The following is a 26,019-nucleotide window of genomic DNA, read 5'->3' on the forward strand; positions in this document are numbered from 1 at the left end:
GTATTGCCTTCAGGCTTCGATGGATCAGAAGCGCTGGTTGTACTGGATGAACAGGAAGCGGTCGTAATCCAGCATCGGGTCCAGCTGCACGGCGCTGGCGTTGGTCACCGCGTAGGTGATCGGCGGGGTCTTGCCGAACACGTTGCGGGCACCGACGGTCACGCTGCCGTTCCACGGAGCCTGCCAGGTGGCCGAGATGTCGTGATAGACGATCGCACCCTTCTTGTTGGCACCCAGGCCGCCGGTCCAGCCACCGTTCTCGGTGTAGTAATCCGGCTGGTTGCACTCCAGGCCATTTTCCTGGTCGTAGCAGAAGTCGCGGAAGCCGCCGTAGTAACGCATGGTCCAGGTGGCCGACAGGTCGCCCTTGGTCCAGGTGGTTGCCAGGGTGCCGCGGACACGCGGGTAGTTCCAGTAGCCTGCGTAGTCATCCCATGCAGCGCCCTTGGTGGCCTGCTGACGGAAGCTGGTCAGGTAGTTGGTGTCCAGGTTGAACGACAGGGTACCGAAGCTGTATTCCGGCATACGGTAGCGGACGCCGAAGTTGTAGCCTTCGGTTTCCAGCGAACCCAGGTTGGCATTGCCGCGGCTCAGGCCGGTGACCTGCTGGCCATTGGCAACGTCGCCACGGCTGTACTGGTCACAGAAGGCCTGCACACCGTTCTGGTAGCACTGGTTCAGCACGTAGTTCGCCGACAGCGCGGTGATCACGTTGTCCACGGTGATCTTGTACCAGTCCAGCGAGACGTTCAGGCCGCTGACGAAGCTCGGGCTCCACACCAGGCCCGCGGTGCGGGTCTTGCTGGTTTCCGGCTGCAGCTTGTCGTTGCCCACGCCCGAGTTGAACGGGTTGTTGCCCTGGGTGTCACGGGCACTGATCGGACGACCAGCAGCGTCGGTCTGACGGAAGTCGGACGCCAGGCCTTCAGCACCGCAACGGGCGGCAACGGCCGGGTTGCTGCGCTGGCCGAACACGGCATCACACGGATCGGTGAACTTGTCGAAGGTCTGCGAACCACCGCCGAAGGTGTCGTCCAGGGTCGGGGCACGGAAGCCCTCGCCGTAGGTCGCACGCACCAGCAGGTCGTCGATCGGCTTCCAGGTCACGCTGAACTTGCTGTTGACCGTGTTGCCGAACTTGTCGTAGTCCGAGTAGCGGCTGGCGATATCCAGCGACAGCTCCTTGGCACCCGGCAGGTCACGCAGCAGCGGCACCATCAGTTCCAGGTAGAACTCGTTGGTCTTGTACTTGCCTTCGGTCGGCTGGGCGGCCAGCTCGGTGGTGTAACCCGAGGAGGACAGCGCGTCCGGGTGGTCGTAGCCCGACACTTCACGATGCTCGTAACCGGCAGCGAAGGCGAACTCGCCCGCATTGCCCGGCATGTCGAACAACGAACCGGTGATGTTGGCGAAGTACTGCTTGCTCTTGCTCTGGCCGGTCGAGTTCAGCAGGGTGTTGATGTACTTCAGCGCATCCGGGGTCGCGGCGCTGGCGCCGCCCAGCAGGTCGAACGGGACGCAGCTGCCCGGGCTGGTGCCCAGCGCGATCGGGTTGGCAGCGGTGCCGCACTGGGCGACGCCGTTGGCGTTGATGAACGACGGGCCGAGGGCGTTCTTCAGTGCCAGCAGGTTGATGTTGCCCGAGCTGGTCTGGGTCACATCGAACTGGTTGTAGTTGATGCCCACATCCCAGTCGAACGGACGGTTGTTGAAGTCGAAGTTGCCTTCCAGGGCCGCGTCGAAGTGCAGCGACTTGACGTTGTTCTGGGTGATGCGCGGCAGTTCGAAGATACGACGGCCCCAGCCACCGATGTCAACGCCGGCGCCCGGGTTGGCCCAGTTGCCCAGCGGGTTGTAGATGCTGTCCTTGCTGATCGCCACCGGGAACTGCGGCTGCGAGGTGCCGGTCAGCGGGTAGCCGGCGATCTGGCGCTTGGAGTCACGCTCGGAGTACATCGCCGTCGACTTCAGACGCAGGTTGTCGTTGATGTCGTAGCTGGCCGAGGTGAACATGGTCTTCGACTCAGCGCCCTGGTTCAGCATCATCTGCTGCGAGGCGTTGTAGTAGTCGTCCAGACCAATCAGGTGGTAGTTGTTGAAGTTGTTCGACGGCTGGCCAACGCCGACCGGGGTGTCCCACGAACCGGTGTGGTTGACCACCCAGGTGTTCGGGACCCACTTGCCAGCCTTGTTGTATTCACCAGCACCGGCGGTGCCTTCGGCACGCGGATCGGTGAAGCGGCCCCACGGGCCCGCCGGGCTCAGACCGTCTTCCTTGTGGCCCTGGCCATAGGAGTACTGGGTCAGGCCACGATCCTTGGCCCACACCGGATCTTCCTTGATGTAGTTCGCGCCGAACACGATCGAGGAGCGCTCGCCGGTGGCACCCAGGGTCAGGCTGTACTGGGTCTTGGAACCGTCGCCGTGGCTGTTCTGGCCGTAATAGGCACTGGCCTCGGCGCCGTCGAAGTTCTTGCGCAGGATGATGTTGACCACGCCGGAGATGGCGTCGGAACCGTAGATCGCCGAGGCGCCGTCCTTCAGGACTTCAATGCGCTCGATCAGCGAGGTCGGGATGGTCGACATGTCGGTGAAGCCGGCCAGGCTGGTGCTCCAGCGCTTGCCGTTGACCAGCACCAGCGTGCGCTGCTCACCCAGGTTGTACAGGCTGACGTACTGGCCGCCCTGTTCCGGGTTGGACGCCAGCACGGCCGCCTTGCTGAAGGTCTGGGTGCCTGCCACGGACAGGTTCTGCAGCAGGTCGCCGACGCTGACCAGGCCCGAACGCTGAATGTCCTCATGGCTTACGGTGAGGACCGGCTGGGAGGTTTCCACATCCACCGAGCGGATGCGGGAGCCGGTGACTTCCAGGCGATCAAGGGTGGTGGGGGCACTGGCTTCCTGGGCGGAAGCAAATGCCGGGGCAAGCGCCAGTGCGATGCCGGCGGGCAGCAGGCCCAACCGCACAGCAGGGGTGCGAACGTTCATCAATCTCTCCAAGGTACGTGTTAGTAGCGTGTTAAAACGCTTCAGCACGTTACGATTGCGTTGCGACGCTGTATTTGCGCGACCCAACCGGAGACTTTGCAGAATGTGGCGGGAGCAAGCCGTCGTTTTCCCTGAAGCGGGAGGCCGACTGGCCGTAGCGGGCCCGGAAGGCACGCGCGAAACTGCAGCAGTTGTCGAATCCGCTCGCCGCGGCGACTTCTCCCACCATCATGTCGGTATCGCGCAGCAGGTCGGCTGCCCGCTCCAGGCGCAACCGCGCCGAAAGCGATTGGGGGCTCTCTTCGTACAGGCTCTGGAACGTCTTGGAGAGGTACCAGCTGGAGAAATTGGTCAGCTCGGCCAGCTCGCCGATGCGCACCACCCGGTGACTGTTGCCTTCCAGATACAGGCGGGCGCGCTGCATGCGGCCAAAGACCTGGCGTTTGCGGCTGCGTGACCGGCCCGGGCAGCGCTGCACATTGTCGGCCAGCCCACGCTGCAGGCCCGCCAGATGCAGCAGCAATGGGCGCAGCGCCTGTGCCGGCATGCCGCTGGCCAAGGCATCGCGCCAGAGGCGCAGGGCAACCCGGGCGTCGCCGCGGCTCATGCGACCACGGCCCGCATACAGGCCGCAGTCGGCCATCTCGGACAGTACACGCAGCGCTTCGGCGTTCAGGTTCAGGCCAACGCACAGGCTGCTGCGTCCTGCCTGGACCAGCGGACGCGACTCCTTCTCGAAGGCGATCCACTCCCCGTGGCGCAGGCGGAAGCGTCCTTCCTTGGCCTCGACCCAGGAATTGCCCCGGACCTGAAGCCAGACCGTGAAGCTGGTGCCTGCAGTCTGCAGGCTGCCCAGCCGGGCCACGCCCATGCAGGTCGGCGCAACATCGTCGAGGGCCTTGTCGAGGGAAACGGTTTGGCCGCGATCGGCCAGCGAGAGTTGACGCATGGGGCACCACGGGTTTGCCTGATACAGGCCTCCGTTTTGCCTAATCAGGCGTCACGCCGTCAGGAAAATCCGCCGAGATCGCCACGAATTCGCGGCGAGAACCCCACGAAGAAATCACGAAGAAATATTCTTCTTCAGTATCAACGAGTTGAGGAATGCCGGGAACAGCGTCGGGGCGGGCTTGGGCAGCTGCATTACGCCGATGTCGGCGCCATCACTGATCGCCAGGGCGACGAACAGATCGCGTCCATCGGCACTGGCACTGATGCCGTTGCCCGCACTGAGGCGCTGTCGATCCAGGCAGCGTTCGGGCGCTTCCTTGCCGGCCTGGATATGGACCAGAGTGGTACCGCACTCGGCAGAGGTACCGAGATAGCCAATGCCACCCGCGCCAGCCACGGTCCAGGTCCGATAGCGCCACCGGCTGGGCCGGTCTTCACTGACCTGCTGCACGCTGGCCGGGGACAGCGACGCGTCCACCGACCACAAGCCACCGGACGCCAGCCGGGTGAACAACACCCGGCCGCCACCGCGATCGAAACGGGCCTGGGAGACGCCATCAATGCTGGCCAACCGGCGCCAGGGGGTCACGCTGCGATCAAACAGGCTCAACCGGGTGCGCTGCTCGGCATCGCGCTCGACCACCAGCAGCTGTCCGGGGGTCGCCCCATACAGCGCCTGCAATGGCTGTTCGACCGGAACCGGCAGCGGCTGCAGGCGTTCGTCACGCGGTGCGATTTCGTAGACCACGGTGCGCCCGTGCTCGTCACGACCGACCACCAGCAACTGGCGGCTGTCAGCCGACCAGTCCGGCGCCTGCCGGCCTTCCGGCCGCAACCCCTCGATCGGCCGCAGCGAATCCGGCCGCTGCATGTCGGCCCACCACAAGGCGAAACTGCCGGAGCGGTCGGAGGTGAAGACCAGCTGGCGGCCATCGGGCGCTGCCATCGGCTGACCGTCACGCCCACTGGAGGCGAACAGGCGTTCGGCGCCCCCGCCTGCCATCGGCATCCTGAACACACCGAACTGTGCACGGCGATGGACGAAAGCCAACACGTCACCATGGCGTGACACCGTCGGCCATTGCGCGTCATCAAGGCCGGCATCACGCAGCGTACGCCGCTCGACATCCAGGTAGTACAGGCGCACCTCGCTGTCGACGCGGCGGCCGAACACGATGCTGCGCCCGTCGCCCAGCCAGGCCCAGCCGCGCTGCTCGGCGGACTCGTTGGTCAGTTGTTCCAGCGCACCGCCGCCTGCTGGCATCCGCCAGAGGTCGCCCATCTGCGGGTTGCGGACAAACACCAGCCACTTGCCGTCGGGCGAGTAACGCGGCGCGTAGTCGAAATCATCCTGGTCAACCTCATACGCCAGCGCGCGCCATTGCCCGCTGGCCAGGTCGAGCACGCGGATACCACGATGGGCGTAGCGGCCCACCATGCTGCCGAAGACCAGGCCACGGCCATCGGGGGTCCAGTCGAAACTCAGCAGCTCGGTTCCGTCGCAGCGCGTGGCCTGGCGCACGACGCCTCCGGTCGCGCTGGCGATCAATACCTGGCACCCCCCATCGGCACTGAAACGGGCAAAAGCGATCTCGCGCCCATCCGGCGACCAGCTCGGGAAACGGTCACTGGCACCCTTGGGTGGCAGCGCCAGCTGCCTGGCCGGGGCATTACCGGACGTCTGCACCTTGATCGCGCCGCCGCCGGCACCGTCCTCGTTGGCGCCTTCATAGGCAACCTGCGAGCCATCCGGCGAAAGCGTGGGATACGTCTCAAAACCACTGGTCGCAGTGATCAAGCGATAGGGGCGCTGCGGGCTGCCGATCACCCGCACACCGTTCTCGACCGCCGCATCCACTGGCGAACTCGTTTCCGGTCCGCGGCGCAACAGCAGCGTGGCCATGACCACCAGCGCGGCCAGCATCAGCACACCCAGCACCCACAGCAGTTGCCGGCGCAACTGCCGCCATCCACTGCGCCGTGAAGGAGCCGGCAACACCGTCGCCGTCGGAATCGCACTGGCACCTGCCAGCGCGGGCATCACCTCAGGGACCGCATCAACCTCCACGACAGGCGCCACGTCATCCAGCACCAGCACCGGCACCAACAGGCGATAGCCGCTCTTGGCGATGGTCTCGATGTAGGCCTGGCCATTGTCGTCGTCATTGGCGAACACCTTGCGTAGCTGGGTGACCGCCTGGGTCAGCACGTCATTGGTGGGCAGCGTATCGGGCCAGACTTCTGCAAACAGCTCTTCACGGGTCACGACCCGCCCCGGCTGACGCATCAGCACCCGCAGCACGCCCAGCGCCTTCGGCGTCAACCGGAGAGGTCGACGTGCGCCTTCGACCTCGACCTCTCGCGAGGACAAGGTGATGACGCAGTCGCCAACCTGGATACGGTCGGCCTCGACGGGCAGGAATTCGCTGCTGTTCATCTTCCGCTATACAGTAGGGACGGGGTCTGGGCAGGGTTCACCAGCAATACCGCCCCTACCGTCCCTGGACAGGGCCATCGAAAAGCCAGATTCCGCACAAAGCATCGGCGCATACCGCAAAAACAATATCGCCCCCGGATATTAGCCTAAGCCGGTTACCCCGCCTATGACGGGGTCGACACTCAGGCTCTCTCTCGCCGACGCATTCACATAATCTGCTTCACTATTCGCGCCCTCTTGGGCGCGAAATTTTTATCTGGCGTTCATTTTCACATGCGCCGAAGCATGGTCAGACCGACCAATCTCGATACGACAAGCGCCACGTACATAACGCCTGCGAACTGTTCAAGCATGACCAGTGCCCGCGCTTGCGGGTGCAGCGGCACCACGTCGCTCAAACCCACTCCGGACAACAAGCTGAAGCTCAGATAAAGAAGCTCCATCCACGTCCGCTGCGCCCCACCGCCAGTGCCCTGGAAACTGCCCGGATACCACTGCTGGCAGACCGCGAAGGTGAATGCGAAGGCCCAGGCCAGCAGTGTGAAGGTTGCTCCAGCAGCAAACAGTTCATCGCGGGTGACTTTATGGTCCTGCAGCATGTAGGCGATCAGGGCCCCCGCCGTATAGAAATACAGCAGGCTTTCCAGCAACTGCGCAGTGGTCAACAGGGCAGTACGGTCCAGCAGTGCGCCGGCCAGCGAGAACACCACCGAGGGAAAGGCCAGCAGCAGCGCCAGCCAGGTGCCCAGCGGGCTGCGCTGGACCACCCACAGCGCCAGGCCGAGTACCGCCATGCCGAACATGCCCAAGGCCGCGCGCCCCCCAGCAGTGTCATCCAGCGCCGGATACAGGACTACCGCCAGCAGTTGCGCGCCCAGCAGCCATGCAGACGGATGGCGGCGGGCGATGGCCAGCCAGCGGGTGGTCACGGCAACGGGCATGGCGTCCTTTTCCCCTGGGCGATGCGGCGAGGATAGCCGGGATGGATGTGAGGCTCCGGTAGCGCCGGGCCATGCCCGGCGGCTGTCCTGAACCCCCACGTCGCCGGGCATGGCCCGGCGCTACCTGGGCGGGATCAGCCCTGGTGATAGACCTCGGCACCGGCGGCACGGAATGCCTCCGACCTTTCCTTCATGCCCGACTCGGCGTACTCGCGCACGTCCTGGGTGATCTTCATCGAACAGAAGTGCGGACCGCACATCGAACAGAAGTGGGCCAGCTTGTGCGCGTCCTTGGGCAGTGTCTCGTCGTGGAACTCCTTGGCCTTCTCAGGATCCAGGCCAAGGTGGAACTGGTCTTCCCACCGGAACTCGAAACGCGCCTTGCTCAGCGCGTTGTCGCGCACCTGCGCGCCCGGATGGCCCTTGGCCAGATCGGCCGCATGGGCGGCGATCCGATAGGCCATGATGCCGTCGCGCACGTCCTGGCGGTTGGGCAGGCCGAGGTGCTCCTTCGGCGTCACGTAGCAGAGCATCGCGGTGCCGAACCAACCGATCATCGCTGCACCGATCGCGCTGGTGATGTGGTCGTAGCCCGGCGCAATGTCGGTGGTCAGGGGGCCCAGCGTATAGAACGGCGCTTCGCCACACTCACGCAGCTGCTTGTCCATGTTCTCCTTGATCAGCTGCATCGGCACGTGGCCGGGGCCTTCAATCATGGTCTGCACATCATGCTTCCAGGCGATCTTCGTCAGCTCGCCCAGCGTTTCCAGTTCACCGAACTGCGCAGCATCATTGGCATCGGCGATGCAGCCCGGGCGCAGGCCATCACCCAGCGAGAAGGTCACGTCGTAGGCCTTCATGATTTCGCAGATGTCTTCGAAGTGGGTGTAGAGGAAGTTCTCCTTGTGGTGCGCCAGGCACCACTTGGCCATGATCGAGCCGCCGCGGCTGACGATGCCGGTGACCCGCTTGGCGGTGAGCGGCACGTAGCGCAGCAGCACGCCGGCGTGGATGGTGAAGTAGTCCACGCCCTGCTCGGCCTGCTCGATCAGGGTGTCGCGGAAGATCTCCCAGGTCAGTGCTTCGGCGCGGCCGTCGACTTTTTCCAGCGCCTGGTAGATCGGCACGGTACCGATCGCCACCGGCGAGTTGCGGATGATCCACTCGCGGGTCTCGTGGATGTGCTTGCCAGTGGACAGGTCCATCACCGTGTCGCCGCCCCAGCGGATTGCCCACACCAGCTTCTCCACCTCTTCGGCAATACCGGAGGACACCGCGCTGTTGCCGATGTTGGCGTTGATCTTGGTCAGGAAGTTACGGCCGATGATCATCGGCTCACTTTCCGGATGGTTGATGTTGTTGGGCAGCACCGCACGGCCGCGCGCGATTTCATCGCGCACGAACTCCGGCGTGATGATCTTCTGGATCGAAGCGCCGAACGCCTCGCCCGGATGCTGCTGCAACAGGCCGGCATCGCGGATCGCTTCCAGCCGCTGGTTCTCGCGGATCGCGACGAATTCCATTTCCGGGGTGATGATGCCGCGGCGCGCGTAATGCATCTGGGTGACGTTGGCACCTGCGCGCGCACGGCGCGGCAGGCTGCGCGCGGGGAAGCGCACCGCATCGAGCTTCGGGTCATGCTCGCGATCGCGACCGAACGAAGAACTCAGTCCTTCCAGCCGCTCGGTATCACCGCGTTCTTCCACCCAGCCGCGACGCAGTGCCGGCAAACCAGCGGACAGATCGATGCGCACCTCCGGGTCGGTGTACGGGCCCGACGTGTCGTAAACGGTCACCGGTGCATTCTCTTCTCCGCCGAACAAGGTCGGCGTGCGGGTCAGCGCGATCTCGCGCATCGGCACCTGCAGATCCGGGCGTGAACCGGGCACGTGGATCTTGCGCGAACCGGGAATGGGCCGGGTCACGGATTCGGAGAGTTGCTGGGCCTGTTGCTGCAGGGCGGAGAGCTGTGCGTTCATCGGGCATCGTCCAGGAAGGTCAGGGACGAAGCGGCGGCGCACTGCGGCCGCATCCGGACGGTCCTTGGGCGGAGTCCGGGCATGGCTGCACTGCAAAGCTTCCCTACGCCGGTATGAGCCGGATCAGGTTCCAAGGGACTGTCTCAACCGTGGCCACATGGCCGCGGTACCCCCGCTTCTTGCCGTGCATTAGAGCATAGAACGCACTGCAGCTCATGGCCGTTCATCCATGCATGGCGTGGCGCTGCTCCATCGGCATTAACAGAACCGTGACATCGCATTCAGTAACGTGCACGCGCATCGTGCCGCTGCGGCCGATGTTTCCTTTGCCGCCTTCGCGGCTCCTGCCCGGTTCGTGCTGCATGCCGCCGGCCCCCTCGCAGCAAGCTCTGCTCGCTCCCCTCAATCCCTTGATCGGAGAAGCTCCTTCATGGTGTTTCGCGTTTCCATCGCACTCGTTCTGCTGCTGGTGCTGCTGGCTGGCTTCGCGCCCGGCCCGTTCAATACCGTCGTTCAGTCGGTACTCGCCGATGTCATCCGCAGTGTCGGCTGGCTCTATCTTCTGGTCGTGTTCCTGGCGCTGACTTTCCTGATGTACCTGGCATTCGGTCGCTTCGGCAACCTGCGCATCGGCGGTGAAGATGCCGAGCCGGAGTTCTCGCGCGCCAGTTGGATGTCGATGCTGTTCGCCGCCGGCATGGGCATCGGCCTGGTGTTCTGGGGCGCCGCCGAGCCGATTTCCCACTTCACCAAGCCTCCGGAAGGCCTTGCACCGCAGAGCATGGACGCGGCGCGGGCTTCGATGCGCTATGCGTTCTTCCATTGGGGCCTGCATCCATGGGCAATCTACGCGCTGATCGGCCTGGCGATGGCCTGGTTCCAGTTCAACCGCAATGGCCGTGGACTGGTCAGTGACATGCTGCAACCGATCATCGGCCGCCACCATCGTGGCTGGATCGGACGCGTGGTCAACATCGCCGCGGTCGTGGCCACCGCGATTGGCGTTGCCACCACGCTGGGCTTTGGCACCATCCAGATCGCTGCCGGCATGGAACGCGTGTTCGGCCTGCACGCGGGTGTGCCACTGCAGCTGACCATCATCGCCATCGCGTTCGTGCTGTACATGGCGTCCACCGCCAGCGGTGTCGAGCGCGGCGTGAAGTGGCTGTCCAACTTCAATCTTGCGCTGGCCGCGCTTCTTGCGGCCACCGTACTGGTGCTGGGCCCGACCGGATTCATCTTCGATACGTTCACCACCACTCTGGGGTCGTACCTCAACCAGCTGGTGACGATGAGCCTGCGCATGTCGCCGTTCTCGGGCAGCACATGGGTAGCGGACTGGACCATCTTCTACTGGGCGTGGTGGATTTCCTGGGCGCCGTTCGTCGGCTCGTTCATCGCGCGCATCTCGCGTGGGCGCAGCGTCCGCGAGTTCGTCATCGGCGTCGTGCTGGCACCGACGGTGCTGGGCTTCTTCTGGTTCGCGGTGTTTGGTGGTACTGCACTGTGGGCGCAGATCTTCGGCCACGCCGACCTGGTGCAGGCGCTGGGCAACGGCTATGAGACGGTGCTGTTCACCCTGTTTGACAGCATGCCGCTGCCCTTGCTGCTTTCCTGCATCGCACTGGTGCTGCTGATGATCTTCTTCGTGACATCAGCCGATTCGGCGGTGCTGGTGCTGGCCAGCATGTCCACTGACGAGGCAGGCGATCCGCCGTTGAAGCGCAAGCTGGCCTGGGGCATCGCGGTGGCATTGATCGCAGCCGCATTGCTGCTGGCCGGTGGCCTGGATGCGCTGCAGGGCATGATCACGATCGCGGCGTTGCCATTCGCGCTGCTGATGGTGCTGGTGATGGTGTCGCTGTACCGGGTACTGGACCAGGAGTACACCCGCGAGCGGCGGCAGGCGCAGCGCCAGCGGCACATGATCGACGCGTGGATCGCGCGCGAGATGGCGGCGCAGGAAGAGACCCAGGCGGAGGCGGCGCGCGCGCACGATCAGGATTGAGGGAGTTTTGCAGCCTGCGGCTGCACCGCTTTTCTTTCAAGCAAGAGCAAGTTCAAAACCCAGAGCAGCTCTGGGCTTCTACTGGTTGGGCGGGTCGGTGTGGGTGGGCAGGACACGCCGTAAACCCGTCCATGGGGGCTCGATGGCGCCATCCATGGCGCCAACGGTCCTGCCCACCCACACCGCCCCACCCCCGACAGGTTACGTGTGACGGTTGGTCCATCCACGGCATGCGTGGATGAGGTGTATCGGAAAACAGGAAGGGGTCGGATCCGTTTTCCTCCGGAAAACGGATCCGACCCCAACCCGCAGCGCGCAGCTGTTGCTGTTGCCTTTGCTTTTGATCTTCTTTTTTCTTTTCCTGCGGTGACGGGCACGGAAACTGTCAGGGGCCGGGCGGGTGGGCTGGGCGGGGGTGTCCGCGGCATGGATGCCGCGGCCAAGCCTCCAGGGACGGATTCACGGCGTCCCCCGACCAGCCCACCCGCCCGGCCCAATCACATGATCCCGCTTCCACGAACCATCACCGCAGAGGGGGCTCAGCCCGGTGGCCGGAAAACCTCAGTACCCCGCCGCCTGCCCATCCTTGCGGCTCTCCGAAGCACCGTAGTAAACCCCGGTCTCGGGATCACGCATGATCGCCTGGTACCCGCCGTAGGGCCCGTCGGCGAACACGATGCGATGCCCCTTGCGCATCAACGCACGCACCGTCTCATACGGGAACCCGGTCTCCAGATTCACTTCGCCGCCATCGGTCATCGCCGTGGCCTGTCCGGTCGGTTCGGTCGAGCCTTCATGCTGGATGCGCGGTGCGTCACCGGCTTCCTGCAGGTTCATCCCGAAGTCCACCAGGTTCATCACGATCTGTGCGTGGCCCTGCGGCTGCATCGCGCCGCCCATCACGCCGAAGCTGGCATACGGCTTGCCACCCTTGGTGATGAACGCCGGGATGATCGTCTGGAACGGGCGCTTGCCCGGTGCGTAGCCATTGGGATGGTTCTTCTGCAGCACGAACATCTCGCCACGATCCTGCAGGATGAAGCCCAGCCCCGGCGGCGCCATGCCGCTGCCCATGCCGCGGTAGTTGGACTGGATCAGCGAGACCATCATGCCGTCGGCGTCGGCCACGGTCATGTAGATGGTGTCGCCTTCTTCCAGCTGCTTCGGCGTGCCCGGCTGCACTTCCTTCAGCGCCTTGTCCATCGAGATCAACGCGCGGCGCTGTGCGGCGTAGTCCTTGGAAATCAGCTTCTGCACGGGCGCCGGCTGGAACGCCATGTCGGCATAGAAGCGCGCGCGGTCGGCGAAGGCCAGCTTCTTCGCTTCAACGAACAGGTGCACATGCTCGGGTGAACCGAACGGGATTTTCGAGAAGTCGTAGCCTTCCAGCACATTGAGGATCTGCAGCGCGGCAATGCCCTGGCTGTTCGGCGGCAGCTCCCACACGTCGTAGCCACGGTAGTTGCTGCTGACCGGTTCGACCCATTCACCGTGGTGGTCGGCCATGTCCTGGTAGCTCAGGTAGCCACCGTTGGCCTTGAAGTAGTCGCCGATGGTGCGGGCGATGTCTCCCTTGTAGAAGGCATCGCGGCCACCGTCGGCGATTTTCTGCAGGGTGCTGGCCAGGTTCGGGTTCTTCCACATATCACCCTTGCGCGGGGCGTGGCCATTGATCGTGAACTGCTCCTTGAAGCCCGGATACTGCGACAGCTTGGGCACCGAGCGGTCCCAGTAGTAGGCGATCACTTCAGCCACTGGGTGACCGTCGCGGGCGTAGCCGATGGCCGGTGCCAGGTTGTCGGCCATCGGCTTGCGGCCGAAACGGTCGTGCAGGGCGAACCAGCCGTCGACCGCACCAGGCACCGACACCGGCAGCGGGCCCGTGGCGGGAATCTCCTTCAGGCCACGGCGCTGGAACTCGGCCAGGGTCAGCGACTTCGGCGAGCGGCCCGAGCCGTTGTAGCCGTAGAGCTTCTGCGTCTTCGGGTCCCAGACGATGGCAAACAGATCGCCGCCGATGCCGTTGCCGGTCGGCTCCATCAGGCCGAGTGCGGCGTTGGCGGCGATCGCCGCGTCCACCGCCGAGCCACCGCCCTTCATCACATCCAGCGCGATCTGGGTGGCCAGCGGCTGCGAAGTGGCGGCCATGGCATGCGGGGCGATCACCTCCGAGCGGGTGGCGAAGCTATGGCCGGTGATGCGATCGGCGGCGAAGGACAGCGCGGGCACGGCAGCCAGCACGGCGGCAGCGAGCAGGGAACGGGCAAGGCGTCGGGACACGGTCGGGTTCCGGTGGAAGGGTGATGCCCCGATCTTCGCCGCTGCGGCCTTCATGCGGTATCGGGCAGAGGTCATGGACCAGGCGGGTGATCCGCCGGGCATGGCCCGGCGAGCGAAGCGGCAGAGACGCCCCCATTCCCGCGCAAAAACCACAACGAAAAGAGTGAATTCGGGTTCACCGAAACACTTTCAGCGGCAACCATCCTTGTGCTGCAAGCGATTGCGCTGGATGCAGCGGCAACCGATGGAAATTCCATCGCAAGGGTTGACATCGCCGAAACGGCTGTGTTTCTCTCGATCACATGTTGCATCACAACACGCCACCGCGAACCCACATTGAAGCCGCCGACATCGGCGCCGCCTCGCTGCGTTCGATTCTTGTGCTCGTACTTATTACCCAACCAACAGGTGCGGGACGAGCCAGCGTGTAAGCAACAAACACACCGGAACTCATCAAAAACCCGCACCCGCCCCGGTGCGGGTTTTTTCATTTCAGGACCTGGTTTCAGACGCAACCACCATGAACAACGCCACCTTCAAAACCAGGACCAGCACCACCACGACGCCTCGTGGTGGCTGTGCCTGTGCGATGCGCGGCGCCTCCTCCACCGCTTTCCCCTGACCGGCCGGCACGTCACCTCGACGACCGGCCGTTCTTTTTTCTTCCCACCGCAAGGAACCTCCCCCATGAGCACCAACGACCTGCCCCAGACCAAGATCGCTGTCATCGGCTACGGCAGCCAGGGCCGCGCGCACGCGCTGAACCTGCGTGAATCCGGCTTCGATGTGGTGGTAGGCCTGCGTCCGGGCGGCCCCACCGAGGTCAAGGCGCAGGCCGACGGCTTCACCGTGAAAGCACCGGCCGATGCGGTGAAGGATGCCGACCTGGTCGCCGTGCTGACCCCGGACATGGTGCAGAAGAAGCTCTACGACGATGTGCTGGCACCGAACATGAAGCAGGGTGCGGTGCTGCTGTTCGCGCACGGACTGAATGTGCATTTCGACATGATCAAGCCGCGCGAGGACCTAGACGTGGTGCTGGTCGCGCCCAAGGGCCCCGGTGCACTGGTGCGCCGCGAGTACGAAATCGGTCGTGGCGTGCCGTGCATCTGGGCGGTCTACCAGGACAAGAGCGGCAAGGCCGCCGAGTATGCCCTGGCCTATGCCGGTGGCCTGGGCGGCGCCCGCGCCAACCTGATCCAGACCACCTTCAAGGAAGAGACCGAGACCGATCTGTTCGGCGAACAGGCGGTGCTGTGCGGCGGTGCCTCGGCGCTGGTGCAGGCCGGTTTCGAGACGCTGGTGGAAGCCGGTTACCAGCCGGAAATCGCCTATTACGAAGTGCTGCACGAACTGAAGCTGATCGTGGACCTGTTCTACGAAGGCGGCATCTCGCGCATGCTGGAGTTCATCTCCGAGACCGCGCAGTACGGCGACTACGTCAGCGGCCCGCGGGTGATCGACGCCGGCACCAAGGCGCGCATGAAGGAAGTGCTGAAGGACATCCAGGACGGCACCTTCACCAAGAACTGGGTGGCCGAGTACGAAGCGGGCCTGCCGAACTACAACAGGTTCAAGCAGGCCGACCTGGAGCACCCGATCGAGAAGGTAGGCAAGGAACTGCGCGCCAAGATGGTCTGGTTGCAAGGACAGGCCGCGTAACCGCGCGGCCCTCCCCCACCCGCTTTGCAAGGTTCCCCCATGAACTCTTCGACACATCGCAGCGCGCCGCCCAACGGCGCGCGCTGGCTGACCCAGGCGCTGGAGGCCGAAGGCGTCCGCACGCTGTTCGGCTATCCCGGTGGCACCATCATGCCGTTCTACGACGCGCTGGTGGATTCGTCGCTGAAGCACATCCTGGTACGCCATGAGCAGGGCGCGGCGCTGGCCGCCAACGGTTTTGCCCGCGCCAGCAACCAGGTGGGTGTCTGCGTGGCCACTTCCGGCCCGGGCGCCTCCAACCTGGTCACCGGCATCGCCGACGCGATGCTGGATTCGGTGCCGATGGTCTGCATCACCGGCCAGGTCGCCACCCCGTTGCTGGGCACCGATGCCTTCCAGGAGCTGGATGTGTTCGGCCTGACCCTGCCGATCGTCAAGCACAGCTGGCTGGTGCGCAGCGTCGACGACCTGCCGCGCGTGGTCGCCGATGCCTTCCGCATCGCCCGCGAGGGCCGTCCCGGCCCGGTGCTGATCGACCTGCCCAAGGACGTGCAGCTGGCCGATGCCAGTCATCTACCGGTGCACGTGCCGAGCAGCGTCGAACCGCCGCCGGCCCCCGCTGAAGCAGCCATCGCCGAAGCCATCGCCGCACTGGCGGCGGCCGAAAAGCCGGTGGTCTACGCCGGTGGTGGCATCGCGCTGGGCGATGCGGTGCAGGACCTGCGTGACTTCGTCGAGGCCAGCGCCATCCCCACCGTGATGACCCTGCGCGGACTGGGCGCGCTGCCGGCCAACCACCCGCACTCGCTGGGCATGCTGGGCATGCACGGCACCCGCGCGGCCAACATGGCGGTGCAGGAAAGTGACCTGCTGCTGGTGCTGGGTGCGCGCTTCGATGATCGTGCCACCGGCAAGCTGGCTGAGTTCGCACCGTTCGCCCGCGTCGTCCACATCGACGCCGACGCCTACGAGATCTCCAAGCTGCGCAGCGCCGATGTCGCCGTGCCCGGCAATGTCGGCCATGCCATCCGCGCCCTGCGTGCGGCCTTCCCCTCCCCCAAGGCCCATCAGGACGCGTGGCGCAAGCGATGCGCGCAGCACCGCGAACGTTTCGCCGCACGCTACGACGCGCCGGGCCAGCACATCTATGCGCCCGCCATGCTGAAGCGGTTGAGCGAACTGGCCCCGGCCGATGCGGTGATCGCCTGTGACGTTGGACAGCACCAGATGTGGGTGGCCCAGCATTGCCGCTTCAACCACCCGCGCAACCACCTGACCAGTGGCGCGCTGGGCACCATGGGCTTCGGCCTGCCAGCGGCGATGGGTGCTCAGTTCGCCTGTCCCGAGCGCACCGTGGTGCTGGTGTCCGGCGACGGCAGCTTCATGATGAACGTGCAGGAGCTGGCGACCATTGCCCGCTGCCGCCTGCCGGTGAAGATCGTGCTGCTGGACAACAGTTCGCTGGGCATGGTGCGGCAGTGGCAGGAACTGTTCTTCGCCGAGCGCTACAGCGAGATCGACCTGTCCGACAACCCGGACTTCGTGGCACTGGCCAAGGTATTTGGCATCGCCGCGACCCGCATCGATGCACGCGACGACGTCGAAGGTGGGCTGGCCGCGCTGCTGGCCGAACCGGGCCCGGCGCTGCTGCACGTGGCCATTGATGCACGCGCCAATGTGTGGCCGCTGGTGCCGCCGAACACTGCCAACAGCACGATGCTGGAAAGCAACCCCGCCCATGCCCGCCAGGAGATCCCCAATGCAATACCGGCTTGACCTGGTGCTGCACCCTGCCGAAGGCGCGCTGCTGCGCGTGATCGGCATGGCCGAGCGTCGCGGCTTCGCACCGTGCGCGATCAGCGGTGCGCCGGTGGCCGCCGATGATGGCCGCTGGCACCTGCAGCTGGTGGTGGATGGCCAGCGCCCGGCGGAAACGCTGTGCCGGCAGATGGAAAAGATCTACGACTGCGTGTCGGTGCAGATGACCGCACTGGAAGGAGTATCCGCATGAACACCCGTACCGTTTCCAACACGGTGCCGGTACGGAGGCGTCTTCTTCGCCGCCCGTGCCCGTGCGCGGTGGTCGCCTGCCCCCCGTTGGTGGTCCATGCCGGCCACTGACACCAGCCAGGAAAGCGATGTCGGCGACGTAAGCGTCGCCGACGTACTGGCAGCGCAGGCCCGCCTGCGCCGCTTCCTGCCGCCCACGCCGCTGCACCATGCCGAGCGCTTCGGCACCTGGCTGAAGCTGGAAAACCTGCAGCGCACCGGTTCCTACAAGGTACGCGGTGCATTGAACGCGCTGCTGGCCGGGCGCGAGCGCGGCGACACCCGGCCGGTGATCTGCGCCTCGGCCGGCAACCATGCCCAGGGCGTAGCCTGGGCCGCCTACCGCCTGGACGTGCCTGCCATCACCGTGATGCCGCACGGCGCACCGGCCACCAAGATCGCCGGCGTCGCCCACTGGGGCGCGACCGTGCGCCAGCATGGCAACAGCTATGACGAGGCCTACGCGTTCGCGGTTGAACTGGCGCAGCGCCACGGCTACCGCTTCCTGTCCGCGTTCGACGATGCCGATGTGATCGCCGGCCAGGGCACGGTCGGCATCGAGCTGGCCGCGCATGCGCCGGACGTGGTGATCGTGCCGATCGGTGGCGGCGGGCTGGCCTCCGGGGTCGCGCTGGCGCTGAAATCACAGGGCGTACGCATCGTCGGTGCACAGGTCGAGGGCGTCGATTCGATGGCCCGCGCGATCCGCGGCGATGTGCGCGAGATCGCCCCCGTTGCCTCGCTGGCCGACGGCGTGCGGGTGAAGATCCCCGGCTTCCTGACCCGCCGCCTGTGCACTTCGCTGCTGGACGACGTGGTGATCGTGCGCGAGGCCGAGCTGCGCGAAACCCTGGTCCGCCTGGCACTGGAAGAACACATCATCGCCGAGGGCGCCGGCGCACTGGCACTGGCGGCCGGTCGACGCGTTGCCGGCCGCCGCAAATGCGCGGTGGTCTCCGGCGGCAACATCGATGCCGGTGTCCTGGCCGGCCTGCTCACCGACATCCGCCCTCGCCCACCGCGCAAACCGCGGCGACGGCGCAGTGAATCCCCACGCTCGCCCAGCAAGGCCAGTGCCACCACTTCCCCCACCTCTTCCCCTTCCCCCCTGCAAGCCGTCACGCCCGCTGTCGAGGAGATTTCACTGTGACCACCATCGAACGAATTACCACCCCGCGCATCCGCATCTTCGACACCACCCTGCGTGACGGCGAGCAGTCCCCCGGCTGCAGCATGAGCCCGCCGCAGAAGCTGGTGATGGCGCGTGCGCTGGACGAACTGGGCGTGGACATCATCGAGACCGGCTTCCCGGCCAGCTCGCAGTCCGACCGCGATGCGATGGCGCTGATCGGCCGCGAGCTGCGCCGCCCGAGCCTGAGCCTGGCGGTGCTGTCGCGCTGCCTGCAGGCCGACATCGAAACCTCCGCACGTGCGCTGGAGGCCGCTGCCAACCCGCGCCTGCACGTGTTCCTGTCGACCAGCCCGCTGCACCGCGAGCACAAGCTGCGGATGACCCGCGAGCAGGTACTGGAGTCGGTACGCAAGCACGTATCGCTGGCACGCTCGTACATCGACGACGTCGAGTTCTCGGCCGAAGATGCCACCCGCACCGAGCTGGACTACCTGATCGAAGTGTCGCGCGCGGCGATCTCTGCCGGCGCCACCACCATCAACCTGCCTGATACCGTGGGCTTCACCACGCCGGAAGAGATCCGCGAGATGTTCCAGCAGGTGATTGCCGGCGTGGCCGATGTGCCGAACGCGGCCAACGTGATCTTCAGCGCGCACTGCCACAACGACCTGGGCCTGGCCGTAGCCAACTCGCTGGCCGCCATTGAAGGTGGCGCGCGCCAGGTCGAATGCACCGTCAACGGCATCGGCGAGCGCGCCGGCAACTGCTCGCTGGAAGAGATCGCGATGGTGCTGAAGGTGCGACAGGCGTTCTACGAGCAGGACAGTTCGATCAACACCCCGCGCATCGTCGGCACCTCGCAGCTGCTGCAGCGCCTGGTCGGCATGCCGGTACAGCGCAACAAGGCGATTGTCGGTGCCAATGCCTTCGCCCACGAATCGGGCATCCACCAGCACGGCATGCTGCGCCATCGCGGCACCTACGAAATCATGCGTCCGGAAGACGTGGGCTGGGAGGACTCGCAGATGGTGCTGGGCCGCCACAGTGGCCGCGCCGCCGTCGAAGCACGCCTGCGTGCACTGGGCTTCTGGCTGGAAGAGGACGAGCTGAAGCTGGTATTCGAGCAGTTCAAGGGCCTGTGCGAACAGCAGCGCGTTGTCACCGATGCCGACCTGCAGACGCTGATGCAGGGTGGCTCGAATGCGCAGGGCTATCGCCTGGCCTCGATGACCATCAGCGACGTCGGCAGCCGCGCCAACGCGCTGGTTGAGCTGTCCGACCCGGACGGCAACCGCGTGGCCGAGACCGCGCAGGGCGACGGTCCGGTCGATGCGCTGTTCGGCGCGCTGTCGGCTGCCACCGGCGTGCAGCTGATGCTGGACAGCTACCACGTGCACAGCGTCGGCATCGGCGCCGACGCGCGCGGCGAAGCCAATCTGAGCGTGCGTCACGAAGGCGTGGAGTACGACGGCACCGGCACCAGCAAGGACATCATCGAAGCCTCCGCGCTGGCCTGGCTGGATGTGGCCAACCGCCTGCTGCGCCAGCGCCAGGCAAACGCTGCCAGCACCACTGAAGCACCCGCCCCCGCTACTGCCTGAGGAACCTGAGATGAGCGCCTTCGACACCACGGCACTGCCCGCAGGGCAGCACTGGAACGCCCAGGACTATGCAATCGACGCCGGCTTCGTGCCGCTGCTCGGCGGCGCGGTATCGCGCCTGCTCGACCCGCGCGCCGGTGAACGCATCCTCGACCTGGGCTGTGGCGACGGCGTGCTCAGCACTGAGTTGGCGCTCAGCGGTGCGCGCATCCACGGTGTCGATGCTTCGCCGGAGCTGGTGATCGCCGCACGTGCACGCGGCGTCGATGCGCAGGTGATGGACGGCCACGCGCTGTCGTTCGACAGTGAGTTCGATGCGGTTTTCAGCAACGCGGCACTGCATTGGATGAGCAATCCCGACCGGGTGATGGAAGGCGTCCGCCGCGCACTGCGCCCGGGCGGCCGCTTCGTTGCCGAGTTCGGCGGCCATGGCAACGTGGCCACGATCATTGCCGCGGTGCAGGCCGCACGCGTGGCCCATGGCCACGGCGCCAGCGCATTCCAGTGGTACTTCCCTACTGCCGACGCCTACGCCGACCGCCTGCGCCAGCATGGCTTCCAGGTGCAGCTGATCGAATGCACGCCGCGCCCGACCGCGCTGCCCACCGGCGTGGCCGGCTGGCTGCGGGTGTTCGCCGCACCACTGCTGGACGACCTGACGACGGAGGCACGCGCCACCGTGCGCGAGGCCGCCACCGCATTGCTGGGCGAGCTGCCGCGCAACGCCGCCGGCCAGCCGCTGGCCGACTACGTGCGGCTGCGGGTACTTGCCCGCCGCCGCTGACATGATCCATTCGTTATCTTTTCCGATGTCCGCAACTTCGTACTCCTGCCAGGCAAACGCATGACTTCCGCACCCCGCACCCTGTACGACAAACTGTGGGACGCCCACGTGGTGGTTCCCGAAACCGACAGCGCGCCTGCCGTGCTGTATATCGACCTGCACCTGATCCATGAAGTGACCTCGCCGCAGGCGTTCACCGAGCTGCGCGAGCGCGGCCTGGCGCCGCGTCGACCGGATCGCACCAAGGCGACGATGGACCACTCCACCCCGACCCTGCCTGCCGGTGCCGACGGCAAGCTGCCCTATGCCAGTGCCGCCTCCGAAGCCCAGGTCGCCACGCTCGCACGCAACTGCGCCGAACATGGCATCGAACTGTTCGACATGGCCTCGGACAATCGCGGCATCGTCCACGTGATCGCCCCTGAGCAGGGTTTCACCCAGCCGGGCATGACCATCGTCTGTGGTGACAGCCACACCTCCACCCACGGTGCATTCGGTTCGCTGGCCTTCGGCATCGGCACCAGTGAAGTCGGCCACGTACTGGCCACCCAGTGCCTGCTGCAGCGCAAGGCGAAGACCCTGGCGATCAGCGTCGATGGCGCTCTGGCACCCGGCGTTGGTGCCAAGGACGTGGTCCTGCACATCATCGGCGTGATCGGCGTCAACGGCGGCACCGGCCACGTGATCGAATTCCGTGGCAGCACCATCGAAGCGATGGACATGGAACAGCGCATGACCCTGTGCAACATGTCGATCGAGGCGGGCGCGCGCGCCGGCATGGTCGCGCCGGACCAGGTGACGTTCGATTTCGTCGCCGCCACTCCGCGCGGCCCCAAGGGCGCCGACTTCGATGCCGCCGTCGCGCGCTGGCAGCAGCTGCGCAGCGATGAAGGCGCACGCTTCGACAGCGAAGTGCACATCGACGCCGCCGATATCCGCCCGACGCTGACCTGGGGCACCCATCCCGGCACCGCCATTGCGGTGGATACGCCGATTCCGGCGGCCAACGATGCGGCCGCACAGAAGGGCCTGGACTACATGCACTTCGAGGCCGGCAAGGCGCTGGCCGGCACGCCGGTGGACGTGGTGTTCGTCGGCTCGTGCACCAACGGCCGCCTGAGCGACATGCGTGAAGTGGCGCAGGTGCTGCGTGGTCGTCGCGTCGCTGAGCGCGTGCGCATGCTGGTGGTGCCGGGCTCGGAGATCGTCAAGCGCGAGGCCGAGGCCGAAGGCATCCACGAGATCGTGCGTGCCGCCGGTGCCGAATGGCGCGAACCGGGCTGCTCGATGTGCATCGCCATGAACGGTGATCTGGTCGCCCCCGGCCAACTGGCCGTGAGCACCAGCAACCGCAACTTCGAAGGCCGCCAGGGGCCCGGTTCACGCACGCTGCTGGCTTCGCCGATGAGTGCGGCGTGGGCCGCGGTGAACGGGCACGTTGCCGATACCCGCGAACTGTTCGCGCAGGAGGTGGCCTGATGGCCGGTTTCCGTACCCTGACCTCGTCCAGCGTGGTGCTGGCGCAGACCAACATCGACACCGACCAGATCATTCCGGCGCGGTTCCTGTCCACCACCGAGCGCGCCGGCCTCGGCCGCAACGCGTTCAATGACTGGCGCTGGCAGGCCGACGGTTCCCCGGTGGCCGACTTCGCCTTCAACCAGCCGCACAACGCCGGCCGCAGCATCCTGCTGGCGGGCCGCAACTTCGGCTGCGGTTCCTCGCGCGAGCATGCACCGTGGGCGCTGACCGACCTCGGCCTGCGTGCCATTGTCAGCAGCGAGATCGCCGACATTTTCCGTGGCAACTCGCTGAAGAACGGTCTGCTGCCGATCGTGCTGGACGAGGCCGACGTGCAGGCGCTGATGCAGCGCCCGGACGATGAACTGACCATCGACGTCGCCGCGCGCGAGCTGCGGACGCCTGACGGTCGCGTCTATTCCTTCCCGCTGGATGGCTTCTCGCAGACCTGCCTGCTGGAAGGCGTCGACCAGTTGGGGTATCTGTTGGGCCGTGTCCCTGAAATCGAACGTTACGAGAGTGAGCATGCACGCTGAGATCGTTGTACTCCCCGGTGATGGCATCGGCCCGGAAGTGGCCGCCGCTGCGGTTGCCGTCCTGAACGCCGTCGCCGAACGCTTCAACCACAGCTTCACCTTCAGCGAGCACGACATCGGTGGCATCGCCATCGATCGCCATGGCGAGCCGCTGCCGGCCGCCACCCTCACCGCCTGCCAGGCTGCCAACGCGGTGCTGCTGGGCGCGGTGGGTGGCCCGAAGTGGTCCGATCCGAATGCCAAGGTGCGCCCGGAACAAGGCCTGCTGGCGATCCGCAAGGCGCTGGGCCTGTACGCCAACCTGCGCCCGGTGCGCACTCATGAAGCCGCGCTGCACGCCTCGCCGATCAAGGCCGAGCTGCTGCAGGGCGTGGACTTCGTGGTGGTGCGCGAACTGACCGGAGGCATCTACTTCGGCGACAAGACCCGCGACGCCGACAGTGCCAGCGACCTGTGCCGCTACACCGTGGCCGAGATCGAGCGCGTGCTGCGCAGTGCGTTCCGCCTGGCGCAGCAGCGCCGCGGCAAGGTCACCTCGGTGGACAAAGCCAACGTGCTGGAAACCTCGCGCCTGTGGCGTGACGTGGCTGCACGCATCGGCCGCGAGGAGTTCCCGGACGTTGCCCTGGAGCACCAGCTGGTCGATTCGATGGCGATGCACCTGCTGGCAAAGCCGCGCGAGTACGACGTGATCGTGACCGAGAACATGTTCGGCGACATCCTCACCGACGAAGCCTCGATGCTGGCCGGCTCGCTGGGCCTGCTGCCGTCGGCCTCGCTGGGCGAGCCCGGTGCGGTCGGCATCTACGAACCGATCCACGGTTCGGCCCCGGACATCGCCGGCAAGGGCATCGCCAACCCATACGCGACGATCTTCAGCGCCGCGATGCTGCTGCGCCATTCGCTGGGGCTGGAAGCGGAAGCCGCTGCGGTGGAAGCGGCCGTGCATGCAGTGCTGGACGATGGCGTGTTCACCGCCGATCTGGCCGCGAAGGGCCAGGCGGTGAGTACCGCCGCAGCCACGGATGCGGTGCTGGCCAGGCTGGCCTGACCTATCCGGCAACACTTGTAGAGTCGAGCCATGCTCGACTGCTGTTGCGTGAGTCAAGCATGGCTCGACTCTACAGGTGGGCCGCAGCCACGCCCTGCGTGGCTGCTTTACTTTGTGGTGTACCCGCCATTGACCAGGATGGTCTGGCCAGTCATCCACCAGCCGTCGGTGACCAGGAAGCGGATCCACGGCACGATGTCGGCGATGTCGGTCAGGCCGGTGCGGGTGAATGCCGACAGCGCCGCCGCGGTCTTGTGGTACGCCTGCGCGTCGGCACTCTCGGCCGGATAAAAGAACGGCGTGTCCATCGGACCGGGGCCGATCGCCGTCACCGAGATACCGCGCTCACCGAATTCCTTCGACGCCGCACGGGTGAAATGCTCCACTGGCGCCTTGGTGCCGGCATAACTGGAATAGAACGGCGTGAACGCGCCCAGCAACGAGGTGACCAGGGTGCAGATGCGACCGCCGTCATTGACGTTTCGACCGGCTTCCTTGAGGAAGAAGAACGCGGACTTCGCATTGACCGCGCTCATCTCGTCGTACTCGGCTTCGCTGATCTCCAGCATCGGCTTCTTCAGCACTTTGCCGACGGTATTGATGGCGATGTCCGGCCGGCCGACTGCAGCCACGGCATCGGCGAACAAGCGCTCCATCGCTGCGGCCGAAGTCAGGTCGCCCTGCAGCGCCACCGCCTTGCTGCCAGCGGCCTGCACGGCGGCGACCGTTGCTTCCGCATCAGCCTGGGTGGCGGCACTGTTGTAGTGGATGACGATGGCCTTGGCGCCCTGGCTGGCAAAGTCGCGGGCCAGCAGCCCGCCCAGGTTCTTGGCACCGCCAGCGATCAGCACGGTCTTGCCCTTGAGGGAATGGTCAGTCATGGCTTGGTCTCGGGGAGGGGCTGCCCGGGATGGCAACCTGCCCTGATGACGATATCGTGCAGAAAATCCGGATAAAGCCCGCTACATTGACTTAACTTTCCAGAGTCAGCGAACAATGGACCGCATCGACCGCTTCCGTATCTTCACCCGGGTGGTGGAGAGCGCCAGCTTCACCCGCGCCGCCGACCAGCTCGGCCTGCCCCGCTCCACGGTATCGGCGGCCATCGCCGAACTGGAGCAGCGGCTCGGCACCCGCCTGCTGCAGCGATCGACCCGTCGGGTGTCCACCACCCATGATGGGGACGTGTTCCATGCCCGCTGCCTGCGCCTGATCGCCGAGGTTGAAGACGCCGAATCGCTGTTCCGCCAGGATGACGCGCAACCGATTGGCCTGCTGAAGATCGACGTACCCAGCCGCATCGGCCGACGCATCATCGCCCCTGCCCTGCCGGATTTCTTTGCGCGCTACCCGCAGGTGGAACTGGACCTGGGCATGACCGATCGCGCGGTGAACCTGATCGAAGACGGCTGCGATGCCGTGCTGCGGGTTGGCCACCTGGGTGACTCCAGCCTGGTGGCACGCACGCTGGGCCAGCTCGACTTCGTCAACGTTGCTGCGCCCAGTTACCTGCGTGAGCACGGAGTGCCGCAGCATCCCGCGGATCTGCCGCAGCACCGCGCGGTGAACTATGCCTCACCAACAACGGCGCGGGTGGAACCGTGGGAATGGCAGGACGGCAGCCAGCTGCGCACGCAGCCGATGCCCGGCTGGGTACGGGTGAACAGCGCCGAGGCGTCGATTGCCTGTTGCGTGGCGGGGCTGGGGCTGCTGCAGATCCCGCGTTACGACGTGCAGGCGGAACTGCACGCCGGCGCACTGGTGGAAGTGATGCCGCAGTACGTGGCGCAACCGTTGCCGGTGACGTTGCTGCAACCGCATCGGCAGCATCGTGCGCAACGCGTGCAGGTGTTCATCGAATGGCTGCTGCCATTGCTGCGCACCGACCTGCAGCTGCAGTAGATCCACGCCATGCGTGGATGCTTCTGTAGAGTCGAGCCGTGCTCGACTCATCCCATCATCGCGCGAAGAGCAGCCGAGCATGGCTCGGCTCTACAGAAGGCAGGTCCCGCGAGCAGATCAATCCACGCCATGCGTGGATGTGCACATCGTGGATGGGGTCAGAGCCCTTTCCCAGCTGGAAAGGGATCCGACCCCGG

19 protein-coding genes and 1 riboswitch are annotated in these 26,019 nt (G+C 65.8%); of the genes, 11 read left to right on the forward strand and 8 right to left on the reverse strand.

Annotated elements, in window-relative coordinates; all coding sequences use genetic code 11:
• Nucleotides 1-24: 24 nt before the first annotated feature.
• The 6 genes from SMAL_RS16880 to SMAL_RS21055 all read right to left on the reverse strand — a co-directional run bounded on the left by SMAL_RS16880 (nucleotide 25) and on the right by SMAL_RS21055 (nucleotide 9,660).
• Nucleotides 25-2,988, reverse strand: coding sequence for a TonB-dependent receptor plug domain-containing protein (locus SMAL_RS16880; protein WP_006390155.1), 2,964 nt, complete (start codon nucleotides 2,986-2,988; stop codon nucleotides 25-27).
• A gap of 49 nt (nucleotides 2,989-3,037) precedes the next feature.
• Nucleotides 3,038-3,937: a helix-turn-helix transcriptional regulator gene (locus SMAL_RS16885; protein WP_006390157.1), complete on the reverse strand. Its 900-nt coding sequence runs from the start codon at nucleotides 3,935-3,937 to the stop codon at nucleotides 3,038-3,040.
• A 114-nt stretch (nucleotides 3,938-4,051) separates the two neighbouring features.
• Nucleotides 4,052-6,376 (reverse strand): winged helix-turn-helix domain-containing protein, encoded by a 2,325-nt coding sequence (locus SMAL_RS16890; protein ID WP_012512033.1) that lies wholly within the window; start codon nucleotides 6,374-6,376, stop codon nucleotides 4,052-4,054.
• A 269-nt stretch (nucleotides 6,377-6,645) separates the two neighbouring features.
• Nucleotides 6,646-7,317 (reverse strand): ion channel, encoded by a 672-nt coding sequence (locus SMAL_RS16895; RefSeq protein WP_012512034.1) that lies wholly within the window; start codon nucleotides 7,315-7,317, stop codon nucleotides 6,646-6,648.
• 134 nt (nucleotides 7,318-7,451) lie between these two features.
• The gene (gene thiC / locus SMAL_RS16900; RefSeq protein ID WP_012512035.1) at nucleotides 7,452-9,296 is read right to left on the reverse strand and encodes a phosphomethylpyrimidine synthase ThiC; all 1,845 of its coding nucleotides are present in this window, start codon (nucleotides 9,294-9,296) and stop codon (nucleotides 7,452-7,454) included.
• Between the two features lie 82 nt (nucleotides 9,297-9,378).
• Nucleotides 9,379-9,480: riboswitch (TPP riboswitch) on the reverse strand.
• A 39-nt stretch (nucleotides 9,481-9,519) separates the two neighbouring features.
• The gene (locus tag SMAL_RS21055) at nucleotides 9,520-9,660 is read right to left on the reverse strand and encodes a hypothetical protein (protein WP_154354822.1); all 141 of its coding nucleotides are present in this window, start codon (nucleotides 9,658-9,660) and stop codon (nucleotides 9,520-9,522) included.
• Between the two features lie 66 nt (nucleotides 9,661-9,726).
• Between SMAL_RS21055 and SMAL_RS16905 the strand changes: the two genes are divergently transcribed.
• Nucleotides 9,727-11,304 (forward strand): BCCT family transporter, encoded by a 1,578-nt coding sequence (locus SMAL_RS16905; protein ID WP_006390329.1) that lies wholly within the window; start codon nucleotides 9,727-9,729, stop codon nucleotides 11,302-11,304.
• A gap of 561 nt (nucleotides 11,305-11,865) precedes the next feature.
• Here the strand turns inward: SMAL_RS16905 and ggt are convergent.
• A complete protein-coding gene (gene ggt / locus SMAL_RS16910) occupies nucleotides 11,866-13,584 on the reverse strand; it encodes a gamma-glutamyltransferase (protein ID WP_041864679.1) in 1,719 nt (572 codons plus the stop codon).
• Between the two features lie 687 nt (nucleotides 13,585-14,271).
• On the opposite strand from ggt, the gene ilvC reads away from it, so the two are divergent.
• The 9 genes from ilvC (at nucleotide 14,272) to leuB (ending at nucleotide 23,920) form a co-directional block, all read left to right on the forward strand.
• Nucleotides 14,272-15,246 (forward strand): ketol-acid reductoisomerase, encoded by a 975-nt coding sequence (ilvC, locus tag SMAL_RS16915; RefSeq protein WP_012512037.1) that lies wholly within the window; start codon nucleotides 14,272-14,274, stop codon nucleotides 15,244-15,246.
• Nucleotides 15,247-15,285: 39 nt separating this feature from the next.
• Nucleotides 15,286-17,022, forward strand: a complete 1,737-nt coding sequence (gene ilvG, locus SMAL_RS16920) for an acetolactate synthase 2 catalytic subunit (RefSeq protein WP_012512038.1) — start codon at nucleotides 15,286-15,288, stop codon at nucleotides 17,020-17,022.
• On the forward strand, nucleotides 17,006-17,257 hold the full coding sequence (locus tag SMAL_RS16925) for an ACT domain-containing protein (protein WP_012512039.1): 252 nt from the start codon (nucleotides 17,006-17,008) through the stop codon (nucleotides 17,255-17,257). The genes ilvG and SMAL_RS16925 overlap by 17 nt, the downstream gene beginning before the upstream one ends.
• 96 nt (nucleotides 17,258-17,353) lie before the next feature.
• Complete coding sequence (locus SMAL_RS16930; protein WP_012512040.1) at nucleotides 17,354-18,445, forward strand: threonine dehydratase; 1,092 nt, start codon at nucleotides 17,354-17,356, stop codon at nucleotides 18,443-18,445.
• The gene (locus tag SMAL_RS16935; protein WP_012512041.1) at nucleotides 18,442-20,028 is read left to right on the forward strand and encodes a 2-isopropylmalate synthase; all 1,587 of its coding nucleotides are present in this window, start codon (nucleotides 18,442-18,444) and stop codon (nucleotides 20,026-20,028) included. The genes SMAL_RS16930 and SMAL_RS16935 overlap by 4 nt, the downstream gene beginning before the upstream one ends.
• Nucleotides 20,029-20,038: 10 nt before the next feature.
• On the forward strand, nucleotides 20,039-20,812 hold the full coding sequence (locus tag SMAL_RS16940) for a class I SAM-dependent methyltransferase (protein WP_006390723.1): 774 nt from the start codon (nucleotides 20,039-20,041) through the stop codon (nucleotides 20,810-20,812).
• A gap of 60 nt (nucleotides 20,813-20,872) precedes the next feature.
• Entirely contained in the window at nucleotides 20,873-22,291 is a 1,419-nt protein-coding gene (leuC, locus tag SMAL_RS16945; RefSeq protein WP_006390725.1) for a 3-isopropylmalate dehydratase large subunit, read from the forward strand.
• Nucleotides 22,291-22,869: a 3-isopropylmalate dehydratase small subunit gene (gene leuD, locus SMAL_RS16950; RefSeq protein ID WP_006390726.1), complete on the forward strand. Its 579-nt coding sequence runs from the start codon at nucleotides 22,291-22,293 to the stop codon at nucleotides 22,867-22,869. Before leuC ends, leuD begins: the two co-directional genes overlap by 1 nt.
• Complete coding sequence (gene leuB / locus SMAL_RS16955; RefSeq protein WP_012512042.1) at nucleotides 22,859-23,920, forward strand: 3-isopropylmalate dehydrogenase; 1,062 nt, start codon at nucleotides 22,859-22,861, stop codon at nucleotides 23,918-23,920. Before leuD ends, leuB begins: the two co-directional genes overlap by 11 nt.
• A gap of 107 nt (nucleotides 23,921-24,027) precedes the next feature.
• Here leuB and SMAL_RS16960 read toward each other — a convergent pair whose 3' ends face one another.
• Nucleotides 24,028-24,801: an SDR family oxidoreductase gene (locus tag SMAL_RS16960; RefSeq protein ID WP_012512043.1), complete on the reverse strand. Its 774-nt coding sequence runs from the start codon at nucleotides 24,799-24,801 to the stop codon at nucleotides 24,028-24,030.
• Nucleotides 24,802-24,916: 115 nt separating this feature from the next.
• Here SMAL_RS16960 and SMAL_RS16965 point away from each other — a divergent pair, with 115 nt between their 5' ends.
• Entirely contained in the window at nucleotides 24,917-25,822 is a 906-nt protein-coding gene (locus SMAL_RS16965; protein ID WP_012512044.1) for a LysR family transcriptional regulator, read from the forward strand.
• Nucleotides 25,823-26,019: the final 197 nt, after the last annotated feature.

The sequence above is a fragment of the Stenotrophomonas maltophilia R551-3 genome, from assembly GCF_000020665.1.
In the GTDB taxonomy this organism is placed as follows: domain Bacteria; phylum Pseudomonadota; class Gammaproteobacteria; order Xanthomonadales; family Xanthomonadaceae; genus Stenotrophomonas; species Stenotrophomonas maltophilia_L.